General features: G+C 44.4%; 12 protein-coding genes. 2 read left to right on the top strand and 10 right to left on the bottom strand.

Features of this window, described 5'->3' with window-relative positions; genetic code table 11:
* Window positions 1-61: 61 nt before the first annotated feature.
* The 8 genes from R2B72_RS08590 to R2B72_RS08555 all read right to left on the bottom strand — a co-directional run bounded on the left by R2B72_RS08590 (window position 62) and on the right by R2B72_RS08555 (window position 7346).
* Window positions 62-1186, bottom strand: coding sequence for a transposase (locus tag R2B72_RS08590; protein WP_318616054.1), 1125 nt, complete (start codon window positions 1184-1186; stop codon window positions 62-64).
* Window positions 1187-1262: 76 nt separating this feature from the next.
* On the bottom strand, window positions 1263-2186 hold the full coding sequence (locus R2B72_RS08585; RefSeq protein WP_318616053.1) for a 2-dehydropantoate 2-reductase: 924 nt from the start codon (window positions 2184-2186) through the stop codon (window positions 1263-1265).
* Between the two features lie 64 nt (window positions 2187-2250).
* Entirely contained in the window at window positions 2251-3783 is a 1533-nt protein-coding gene (locus R2B72_RS08580) for an acyl-CoA carboxylase subunit beta (protein WP_318616052.1), read from the bottom strand.
* A gap of 13 nt (window positions 3784-3796) precedes the next feature.
* A complete protein-coding gene (locus tag R2B72_RS08575) occupies window positions 3797-4012 on the bottom strand; it encodes a biotin/lipoyl-containing protein (protein ID WP_318616051.1) in 216 nt (71 codons plus the stop codon).
* Window positions 4013-5368 (bottom strand): acetyl/propionyl/methylcrotonyl-CoA carboxylase subunit alpha, encoded by a 1356-nt coding sequence (locus tag R2B72_RS08570; protein ID WP_318616050.1) that lies wholly within the window; start codon window positions 5366-5368, stop codon window positions 4013-4015. It lies immediately after the preceding gene.
* A 227-nt stretch (window positions 5369-5595) separates the two neighbouring features.
* Window positions 5596-6354 (bottom strand): enoyl-CoA hydratase/isomerase family protein, encoded by a 759-nt coding sequence (locus R2B72_RS08565; protein WP_318616049.1) that lies wholly within the window; start codon window positions 6352-6354, stop codon window positions 5596-5598.
* A gap of 260 nt (window positions 6355-6614) precedes the next feature.
* Window positions 6615-6788, bottom strand: a complete 174-nt coding sequence (gene rpmF, locus R2B72_RS08560; RefSeq protein ID WP_179391303.1) for a 50S ribosomal protein L32 — start codon at window positions 6786-6788, stop codon at window positions 6615-6617.
* 24 nt (window positions 6789-6812) lie between these two features.
* A complete protein-coding gene (locus tag R2B72_RS08555; protein ID WP_318616048.1) occupies window positions 6813-7346 on the bottom strand; it encodes a YceD family protein in 534 nt (177 codons plus the stop codon).
* A 117-nt stretch (window positions 7347-7463) separates the two neighbouring features.
* Between R2B72_RS08555 and R2B72_RS08550 the strand changes: the two genes are divergently transcribed.
* Window positions 7464-8693: a nucleotidyltransferase gene (locus R2B72_RS08550; protein WP_318616047.1), complete on the top strand. Its 1230-nt coding sequence runs from the start codon at window positions 7464-7466 to the stop codon at window positions 8691-8693.
* A 7-nt stretch (window positions 8694-8700) separates the two neighbouring features.
* On the opposite strand, the gene R2B72_RS08545 is transcribed toward R2B72_RS08550, so the two are convergent.
* On the bottom strand, window positions 8701-9747 hold the full coding sequence (locus R2B72_RS08545; RefSeq protein ID WP_318616046.1) for a SepM family pheromone-processing serine protease: 1047 nt from the start codon (window positions 9745-9747) through the stop codon (window positions 8701-8703).
* A gap of 121 nt (window positions 9748-9868) precedes the next feature.
* On the opposite strand from R2B72_RS08545, the gene R2B72_RS08540 reads away from it, so the two are divergent.
* Entirely contained in the window at window positions 9869-10789 is a 921-nt protein-coding gene (locus R2B72_RS08540; protein ID WP_318616045.1) for a hypothetical protein, read from the top strand.
* A gap of 295 nt (window positions 10790-11084) precedes the next feature.
* On the opposite strand, the gene coaD is transcribed toward R2B72_RS08540, so the two are convergent.
* Entirely contained in the window at window positions 11085-11567 is a 483-nt protein-coding gene (gene coaD / locus R2B72_RS08535) for a pantetheine-phosphate adenylyltransferase (RefSeq protein ID WP_318616044.1), read from the bottom strand.
* Between the last annotated feature and the right edge of the window lie 9 nt (window positions 11568-11576).

The raw sequence follows: 11576 nt of genomic DNA, 5'->3' as shown, positions 1-11576 counted from the left end.
ACTCCACAGGCGTAAATTCGGATGCAACGAATCCTACACATTAGCAGGTTCTAGTTGGTGATTACGCTGCTAATTGCCCTGCCTTTCGCAAATTCAATGCCGCATTCAAGTCCCGATTGATCCGTAATCCACATGTACATGTATAGACACGGTCCTTCAGCTTCAAATCCTTCTTAATTTCATCACAGGATGAACACTTTTTGGACGATGGAAAGAAACGATCGACTTTCATGTATTCAATGCCATACTTCTCACATTTGTATGCCATTTGGCGAGAGAATTCGCTGAACTTCTGCTGCTGAATTGCTTTGGACAGGTGACGATTTTTCATCATCCCTTTCACATTCAAATCCTCCATCACAACTTTACAAGGCTTGTTTTTCGCGATTGCGTTCGTTGCTTGGTGAATGTGATTGGTGCGGATGTTGGCCAATCGTCTGTGTAGGTGCCGTATTTGCTTTTCGATTTTTATACAGTTGCTCGTTTTGGCGAAACGGTTTCCCTCCTTATTCATTTCGTATTTACGAGAAACTCTTCTCTGCAACCTACGAAGGCGTTTCTCGATTTTGCGGACTGCATTTGTTTTATTAATATTTTTGACTTTGTTGCTATTTGAACAAACTGCTAATGTTGTAATACCCAAATCAATGCCAACAATTTCATCTGTTACCTTTTCCTCTGTAAACGCCTGCTCAATACCAACGGACAAATACCAATACTTCCCGTCAAATGAGACACGAGGATTGCAATATTTCACATCGACCGGAATCTGTTCGGAAGTCTGCATCCAGCCCACTTTTTCAATCAAAACCAGTTTGTTTGGCTTTACTTTTAACTTCTCGGTATCGTTATAAAAAGACAATCTGGACCGCTTTCTACTTTTAAAACGTGGAAATTTAGATTCTCCCCGAAAGAATTTTTTATAGGCTTCACATGCGTCTTTGACCGCTTGTTTCGCAACATTGTTCGATACACCAAACAACCAGTTGAATTCCTCTAGCTTTTTCATTTCAGTAATTTCTTTTCTTAAGTCGTTATCCGTTATAAATTTGTTACCTTGTTTATAGTTTTCCTGTTGCCGAGCAAGCGTCCAATTATAGACCCATCTTGCGGTACCAACTGACTTCCACATTTTTAATTCTTGCGCTCCTGTCGGTTTCAACCTGACCTTCTTCCCTAGAATCATCAAAATCACCTCTGTACAAATCCTTTACCCCTTGCACGGAAAAATATGCATGCTATCAATAGACTTTCAACTATGTTTAATAGTTTTTTATATGCTGTTCAAGTGCCTCACCTTCCTGATTGACGGCATAGAGCATTGTTTCAAGCATTGTCAAAAGTGGTAATGATTTTTTACGTTTGTTCGCTTTGCGAATAACAGCCGTGACAATCGTTTCAATCTCCATCGGGCGACCTACCAGACAATCTGTCAGCATAGATGATTGGTTACGTGCTGTTTTTTGACAGACACTTGCCACATCCTCGTACGACAGAGTCGACTGCACCTCCGGAAAAGTAGTCATCAGTTCATCATACAATTGATCGAAAAGCATACGACAATGCTGATTTGTTAACAGTTCACCATTTTTCACTTTTAAAATTGCTGTCAATGGATTAATCATACAATTGATAAGTACTTTGCGCATCAAAATTTGTTCAGCATTTGTATGATAACTAATCGGAAAACTATCAGAATGCGCTTGTCCTAGCTCGTCAAATAAATGCCTATCCCCTTGCGCTACTGCAATGGTCAACATCCCTACCCCATTATGACTAACTGTTCGATCGTCTGCTCTGCGCGCTCCGTGTTCCACCGTAGCGAAAGCAACATGTGGTAGAGGTACATCCGCTACTAACTCCATATGCCCAACCCCATTTTGAACGAATAACACCGGATTCTCTATCCTTGCCTGCTGCATCTCAGAAAGGAGACTTCGAAGACCCGCATATTTGACCGCTACAATCCACAATGCTGACGGTGATACCTTGCTGATGTCCGTCGTAACCCCTACATCGTATCTACTCGCTGTCCCATCTTGGTTAATACGCTGTATCCCTTCATTCCGAATTAGTCGCGCCTGTTCTTCCCTTTGGACGTAGAAAGTCACAGCCATTCCCGCTTCAGCTAAAAACGATCCGAGTAACAGACCGATTGAACCCGCACCTGCAATGACCACATTCATCCATACCCCTCCTAATCAAAAAGGTCCACCTACTCACAGGGTGGACCTTTATTTCTTTAGTTGATTATACAGGATATACCGGGTGTTTTCTCGGGGGGTGTGCAATATCTTTTGTGCTATACAAACGGAATCGTTCTGCCAACACGCCCCTTAAACTTGAAGGAGCTACAATTTCATCAATGATCAGTTCAGATGCTAATTTATAAATATCAATTTCCTCTTTGTATTCCCGGTGTTTCTCTTGAACAAACGCAATCCGTTCTTTCGGATCTTCAATCGCTTCTATTTTATTCGAATAAACGGCATTGACAGCTGCTTCAGGTCCCATCACAGCGATTTGAGCGGTCGGTAGAGCAATGCACACATCTGGCTCAAATGCCGGTCCCGCCATCGCGTAAAGGCCCGCCCCATACGCCTTACGGACAATGACAGAAATTTTCGGTACCGTTGCGGAACTCATAGCCATAATCAGCTTGGCACCATGACGGATAATACCCGCACGCTCGACTTTCGTACCAATCATGAAGCCTGGCACATCGGCTAGGAATAGCAATGGAATTGAAAACGCATCACATAATGTAATGAATTTCGTCGCCTTATCTGCTGAATCGACAAACAACACGCCGCCTTTGACCTTTGGTTGATTGGCAATAATCCCAACAGACTGCCCTTCAATACGCGCAAAACCCGTAATTAATTCAGGCGCAAATAATTTTTTCACATCAAAAAAACTTCCCTCGTCAATCAATGCATCAATCGCTTCATACATATCAAACGGTGCATTTTGATTTTCCGGAATGATCGCTTCAAGCGTTCTACCAGCTTTCGCTTCCACGACACCTCGAAGTGTAGGCTTCTCCGTAAAGTTCACTGGGAAATAGGTGAGGTAACGGCGCGCTTCTGCAATTGCTTCTTGCTCATTGGCTACTAACACATCCCCACAACCACTGACCGTACAATGCATACGCGCGCCGCCCATTTCCTCAAGCGTCACCTTTTCCCCAATGACTTTCTCAGCCATACGCGGCGAACCTAAATACATCGATGCATTACCATCCACCATAATGACGACATCGCAAAACGCAGGAATATATGCACCACCTGCAGCTGAAGGTCCAAACAATAGACAAATCTGTGGGATAAACCCGGATAACCTCACTTGGTTATGGAATATCTTACCGGCCCCCCGGCGGTTCGGAAACATATCTAGCTGGTCCGTAATACGCGCACCCGCTGAATCCACAAGATAAAGCATCGGCACACGATTTTTTTCTGCAATTTCCTGGATACGAATAATTTTCTCAACCGTGCGCGCTCCCCAAGAACCCGCTTTTACCGTCGAATCATTCGCCATGACACAAACTGTTTGACCATCCACTTTCCCCATTGCGGTGACCACACCATCAGCCGGCAAATCGCCTGCCTCACAGTTAGCAAATCGCCCATCTTCTGTATACTCCCCGTCATCAAAGAGCAGTTCCAGCCGATCACGGACAAAAAGCTTATGCTGCTCCTTCAATTTGTCATGATATTTTGGATGGCCTCCTTCAAAAATCCCCTTTAGCTTCGCTTCCAACTTGTCATTGTACGCGGACATTCCAACACCCCCTTTAGCCTTCCATCATCACCAAAACGTCTTCTTCATTGACGAAATCGCCTACTTGTACGTTAATAGCCTTCACTTTTCCAGCGGTTTCTGCTTCAACCGGAATCTCCATTTTCATAGATTCCAACACAATCACAACTTGCCCCGCTGCTACTTCTTCTCCCACCGCTACATTGACTGTAAATACGGTTCCCGCCATCGTTGCTTTCACTTGAGTCATTTATTGTTCCTCCTTTTGTCTTTCTAGCCAAGCCGGTAAACCTGCTGTTGAATAATCACCTGCCTGGAATTCCTTTGATGTTAGGAATCCATTAAATAATGGGATATTCGTTTTCAAACCTTGAATGTCTACTTGCGCAAGAAACGCTCGTGATTGCTGAATGGCTTCCTCACGGGTCGTCGCGTGCACAATTACTTTTGAAATCAGCGGATCATAAAACGGCGTGACTTTACCACCTTCGACGTATCCAGCATCAATACGGATGCCCGCTGTATCTCCCCAGTCGAGTTTTGTGATAGTTCCTGGTGAAGGTAGGAATCTGACGGGATCTTCCGCATAGATGCGAAATTCAATCGCATGGCCATTTGACTGGATACTCTCTTGCACTTTCACTGGTAACTCATTGCCTCTGGCGACTTCAATTTGCCACTCAACAAGGTCGTAGCCCGTTACTTGCTCTGTCACCGGATGTTCAACTTGAAGCCTTGTATTCATTTCAAGAAAGTATATGTGATTGTTGTCATCGACAATGAATTCGACTGTCCCGGCATTTTTATAGCCAACCGCAGTCGCTGCATCGACTGCCGCTTGAAATAGACGAATTCTTGTTTCCTCTGGCAAGCGCGGCGAAGGGGATTCCTCTATCACTTTCTGGTTGCGACGCTGCACAGAACAATTGCGCTCGAATAAGTGGACAACATTTCCATGATGGTCGCCAAATATTTGCACTTCAATATGACGAGCGTTGGCGATGAACTTTTCAAGGAACACAACATCATCACCAAAGTACGCTTTGGCACGGGTTTTGACGGACTGGAAATGTTGACTGAGCGCTTGCTCATCATCACAACGAATCATGCCAATCCCTCCGCCACCTGCACTTGCTTTCAACATGACTGGATAGCCTATATCCACCGCCGCTTGTATAGCTTCCTCCAAAGAGCTAATTCCTTCATCAGTTCCCGGAACGACCGGCACCCCAGCCGCTTGCATCGTCACACGCGAACCGATTTTATCCCCCATTTTGTCGATGGTATCTGCATCAGGTCCGATGAATGTCATACCTACCTGCTGGACTTTACGTACAAAGTCCGCATTTTCCGACAGCAGCCCGTAGCCAGGATGAATCGCATCCACCCCTGCTCGAATCGCAATATCGATTATATCGTCCGCTTTTAAATAGGATTGTTGAACTTGTGCAGGTCCTAGCAAAAATGCCTCATCTGCTTCCTTCACGAATGGCATATCGACATCCACTTCCGAATAGATGGCGACCGTTCGAATGCCAAGACGCTGACAAGTTTTGATGATTCTAAGAGCGATCTCCCCACGATTCGCAATCAATACTTTATGCATAATCATCCCCCTTATGAACGTGAACTTCCCTTCCTTCTTTAGTGTAAACGATAAATGAAACCGTTTTCAAGCCTTTGTCCGAAAAAAACATGTTTTCGAAGGACTTCGAAAACATGACTTTAATGATTTACGAACGACTTTTCAGATTTACCGACGACTTCGCCTGACTCCCCAATAGAAAAAACCGTCTCGCAAGTTAATCCCCACTTTGCAAAACGGTCGTCTAATTATTTTTTCGATAAAAATCGGTCTACCACCTCATGGTGCGCTTCACTTTCCCAAAGGAGAGAACATTGACGCGCTTCTTCAAGCATACGATCGCGCATGAAATCAGCCGTCCATTTCCGAATGGCTACCGTCTTATAAGCACGGTGAACGGATGAATGAACCTTAGTCATTTTTGCCAGGAAATTCTTCAAGCCCTGTTCTGCGCTACCTTCGTAGAGTTCCGTCGCCCAACCCATAGCCAACAACTGATCTGCGGTATGTATTTCGGCTTCTGATAGCAAGCGGAATACTCGATCATGCTTACCGTCTTTTTCAAATAGCAGCGTTGCGCCGCCCCATCCCGTTGTAATTGCTAATGTCCCCTGGATGAACCCCGCTTTCGTATTGGATGAAACAAGCCGGTAGTCACATGCCGTGGCGATTTCACAGCCCCCACCGACAGCTGCGCCATTGACAACAGCGATCACAGGCATTGGTAGTGTGGCCACTCGATACAACAAACCAGCCATTTTGCTTAACATCGGAAATGCTTCATCAGCCGTGCGAAAACCATGAAATTCAGCTAAGTCCCCTCCCGAACAAAATGCTCGGTCACCCGCGCCCGTTATAACAGCAAAAGAGACGTCTAAATTGTCCTCAATTTGATTTAGAAATTGTTCTAGTCCTTCAATGACAGCATGATTGACCGCGTTGCGCATTTCCGGTCGATCAATCGTAAACGTAGCGATACCATTGTCAATATGAATAGTGTAAGACATTGTCCATTCCCCCATATTTCTATTAAGAATAGTTGAATATGCAGATATTATACAACGAAACGAACAAACACAGCTCTAATTGCCCAATAATAACCCGTAATTTCAACTCTGAGATCCTAATTGCAACTTTCCAGTTTTAATTGCAACTCGGCATTTCTAATTGCAACTCCACGATTCTAATTGCAATCCAGCCTTTTTATGTACAGAAAAAGGCTACCGTGAGCCATGGTCTCACGGTAGCCTTCATAGGCAAATCTTACTTATTCACCTATTACTTCTTTTCCTTTGTATTGACCGCATGATTTACAAATGCGGTGAGCCAATTTGATTTCGCCACAGTTAGTACAAGTAGTCATTCCCGGTACTTGCAATTTATAATGCGTACGGCGCTTGTTTTTAACTGTTTTGGATGTTCTTCTTTTTGGTACAGCCATCTGGGGCACCTCCTTACGTTCGCCTTATTCGTCCTTGGATTCAAAGAATTTTGCCAAACCGGCAAGTCTCGGATCCACTTTCGTTGCCATATCCTCACGGAGTTTGGCGTCGTACGCCTCGTCGGTAGTATATGACCAGCCTTGTCCTTTAGCCTGTTGCATGTCATCGGCGTTATCGCTGAATATTTGTAACGGCACTTCAAGGAGGACGAGCTCCTCAAAGACAGGGGTCGGATCGATGACTTCTCCCACAACAGGATGGATTTCATCGTCTGTCGCCAGCACTTCTTCATCCCAGCTAAACTGTTCATCAGCTTCGATTAAAAATGGCATTTCGACGTCTTCCCATGTACGGGAACAAGGCAATGTCATTGTACCTTCAAGCCGGAATCGGCAGGTCAATTTCTTAGAACCGATTGTACAACTTCCGGTCACGCGGACAGGCGTAATATTCCGGATTTCCGGATTCCGTATTTTAACGGATTCAAGGTCGACAGCTTCGTCAAGCGGCATCGCACCTTGCCTGTATTTCTGTAATTGATGGATTGACCATTTCATGTCTATCACCTCAAGACAACAATGTTGATTATATAATGGGTGAAAAGGGATGTCAAGATATTTTCTTGTCACTTCATCAACCGCATAGGTATAATTACAATACATTGTAGCAAAGGAGTGACAACTTTGAAAGCCACAGGGATTGTTGTTGAATATAATCCGTTCCATAACGGACATGCCTACCATGCCGCACAAGCAAAAGAGTTAACTGGAGCAGACGTTGTCATTGCCGTCATGAGCGGGAATTTTCTGCAACGGGGTGAACCCGCATTTGTTGATAAATGGTCACGAACTAAAATGGCGCTGTCTAATGGCGTTGACATCGTTTTTGAGCTTCCTTACGCATTTGCCACCGCTACTGCTCCAATCTTCGCCAAAGGCGCTATCCGGCTATTAGACGCCGCACAGTGCAGTGCTTTTTGCTTCGGCAGTGAAGATGGTGAAATTGAGCCGCTTGAAAGAAGCCTCCAGCTCATCCAGCGAGCCGGTACTCGTTACGAACAAACTGTACAAGAGGCCGTCAGCCAGGGAATCAGTTATCCAAAAGCTTTAAACGCAGCCTATATAGAGGCTGCTCAATGTTCTGCGATGAAAGGCACGCTTGCAGATTTATCAAAACCCAATAATATATTAGGCTTTCATTACATGGAATCAGCTCTCGCTATTCAGTCAACCATGACTGCGACAACCATTCCACGTATTGTGGCGCAGTATCATGATGATGCCATTTCCGGCAATCAAATCGCTAGTGCAACTGGCATTAGAAAGGCATTTTTTGAATCCGATGCCCTGTCGACAGTGACAGACTTCATCCCAGACTCGACACGGGATGCCCTTATTGACTGGCAGTCCACACAGCAATCATTTGGCAACTGGGCATCGTTTTACCCCCAGCTGCGCTTCACAATCCTGCGAGAGGGGCCTGAACGCCTCAGAACGATTGCTGACATCTCAGAAGGCATCGAGAACTTGCTGTACCGTGCAGCGGCCACTCACGGGACTTTTGAAGGCTTCATGACTGCGGTAAAATCTAAAAGGTATACATGGACACGCATTCAACGCATGCTAACACATATTTTTACAGGCTTCACATACGCTATGCGTAGTGAGATGACAGATCCTTCTTACCTACGGTTACTTGGGATGACACAAACAGGAAGACTTTATTTGAATGAACATAAAAAAAGGCTAAAGCTGCCTCTTGTTAGCAAAGCAGCCGCCTTATCAAATCCATCATTAAACCTAGATATCCATGCAACAGACATGTATGCACTCGGTATCGGCAACGTGACTTCCCATTGCCGCATCGGTCTAGATTACAATACAAGTCCAATTATAATGACTTGAAAATGCCTTACTTTTCTTCCAATGATGCTAAATAATCTAGTGCATCATCAATCGTTTTCACTGGCACGATTTTCATCTTCGTGCCAATTTTTTCTGCCATTTTTACTGCCTCTTCATAATTTGTTAGGATTCCTGGATTGGCAGCTTTCACTTCTTCCGGCAAATCATCAGCAGGCGCAAAGAATATTTCTACGTCTTTTCGATCTGCGGCTATCACTTTAAAATCAGCCCCACCAATACGTCCCACAGTCCCATCCTCCAACATTTCTCCCGTTCCAGCGATGTTATAGCCTTTTGTCAGGTCTTCATCGAGTAGCTGGTTCATAATCTCAAGTGTGAACATCAGTCCCGCGGATGGCCCTCCAATATTAGATGTTTGGAAATCCACTTTAGGATCAGTTGTCAATTCTAGATCCTCTTGAAATTGGACGCCAAGCCCCACACGCCCTTCACTATCTGGAATTTCTTTCAAAACAATAGTGACGTCCCGTAGCTTATCGTCTCTTTCTACTGATAACTGCACTTCGTCGCCCAGTTTCTTTGCACCGATAAGCGAATAGAACTGCCCAGATTGTTCAAGATGAACACCGTCAATCGCCCGAATTTTATCTCCCGCTTCCAATATACCTTGAGACGCTCCTCCTTCAACAACTAACATGACGAAAATGCCATCAAACTTAACGTCAACTGGCAATCCCGCCTTATTAAAAGCGACAGTAATTGCATTGTATTGTGAACCGGTCATCATTTTCTTCTGGCGAATATTGTATTCCTTATCATCTTCCCCGTCTCTTCTTACTTTATTAGCAGGCAGGATTTTCTTTTTATCCGAAAACTTTGCCCAAGTATAAGAAAATGGTGTGGCCTTGGCAACAGAAATCGTTAGGAGGCTGAACGTCCCGCGATCATCGCGATCCCCATTCTCCACTTCAACAAGTGGCTCCAAGCTATACGCTCCACCTGGTTGCGATACATAAGTATCTAGTGGGTAAACAAGTATAATCGCCAAAATGACAAGCACTACACCTATCAAGCCAAGTCTTTTCTTTCTCATTTTTAGTGCACCTCCGTTAATAGCCTGTACATTCTTGACATATATATAAGTGTAGCATCGAATAAAAAGGCTGACAAAAATATACTACCAGTTCTATCTGAAATCGAAAGGAGCGAGGTGCGTGGAAAAAGGAATGCATGCACATCTTACGAATACCGTAAATATTGCCGTCATTTGGGGGCTAATCATTCTATTCATTTGGCAACCTGGCACCGCGCACGACGGTGCAGTAGCTGGTGCACAACTGTTTGTGCATGCATTACTCCCCTATCTACTTCCTTATATCATTTTGACACAATGGCTGTTAAAAATGCCCGTTCGTACGCAGAAAGTTTCTAAATGGCGTCGCTACATAAAAGCCTACGTACTTGGATCATTCGGTGGATTCCCTGTCGGAGCCGTCACCGTGACGGAAATGATGAAAAACGGTGAATTATCACGGCATCAAAGTAGCTTACTGCTCGCCGCATGTCATGCACCCGGACCTATGTTCATTATCGGTTTCGTCGGCACTGAACTTTTTGGTAACGTCAGTGCAGGTTGGAAATTACTTACAGCCATCCATATCGCCAATATATTATTTTTTTTGGTCGCCTTGTTATTGCTTCTCCGCACAAATGACACCGCTATCCAGCCCATACAACCGCTAAAAAAAGATGGTGGAATACCGCTGCTTGACGCGATTAAAGAAAGTTCAACTATCATCATTCTTGTCGCAACAACTGTTATTTTCTTTTCCTCACTCGGAACGGTGCTGTCGACAATTGGAACAGCCGCGTTTTCAGTTGATACAGGCATCGCAAAAACGTTTGCCTTATCTTTTTTGGAGATGACATCAGGCGTTAAATCGGCAACTGACCATTTCTATGGTCTAGCCATATTTCCTTTTCTAATCGCCGCAATTATTTCCCTCAACGGGCTCAGTATCCATATGCAAGTTTTTATCATCGCAAAAACCTGTAACATCCCCATGCTCCCGTATGTAATCGGGCGAATATGGAGCGTCATTTTGGTTCCCATCATCTTTTTTTTAATTTTATAAATCAATTACGCCTCGGCGTAATTGCGTCCAGATTTTGAATCGAGCTTGAGGCCTGCACGAAGCAGGTTATGCAGTCGTTGCGACAGGACGTCGCGAACTTAGACTGCCTTCCCTTAACTCCTTTCAAAATCTGTGACATCCGCCGGAGGCTTTATCTTTGTTCAGCAAGCCTTTGAACACCTATTGAGCAGGGAATAAAACCACAATCAACCTCTACCCATAGTGTGGGAGTCTTCTGCTGAATAAAGATAAAAAAAGGGTTATGGCGAAAAACAATTTTCACCATAACCATTTCTCACACTTCAAATTTCATTTTCAATGCTTCTTCCACTTGCTTCGGCACAAGTTCAGAAATGGCACCGCCATACTTTGCCACTTCCTTAACAATGCTTGAGCTAAGAAATGAATATTGATTGTTCGTCATGATAAAAAACGTTTCGATGCTTTCATCTAACACGCGGTTCATCGACGTAATTTGCATTTCGTATTCAAAGTCTGTAACCGCCCGCAAACCGCGAACAACTGCGGTTGCTCCAACACTTTTCGCATAATCAATCATCAACCCAGCAGAAGCATCGACATGCACATTCGGGATATTAGCAGTGACAACACGAATCAATTCAATGCGTTCTTCAGCAGTGAACAGTGAATTTTTCGCCGAATTATTCATCACGACAACATTAACTTCGTCAAAAACTCGTGCCGCCCGCTTGATAATATCAAGGTGTCCATTTGTTAATGGATCGAAACTTCCTGGCACAACCGCAATTTTAGACAATAGTGAAAC

The sequence above is a fragment of the Sporosarcina sp. YIM B06819 genome (genome assembly GCF_033485175.1).
Lineage (GTDB): Bacteria > Bacillota > Bacilli > Bacillales_A > Planococcaceae > Sporosarcina.
The sequence above is the reverse complement of the archived record's forward strand: the minus strand, read 5'-3'. Positions and strand labels throughout refer to the sequence as shown.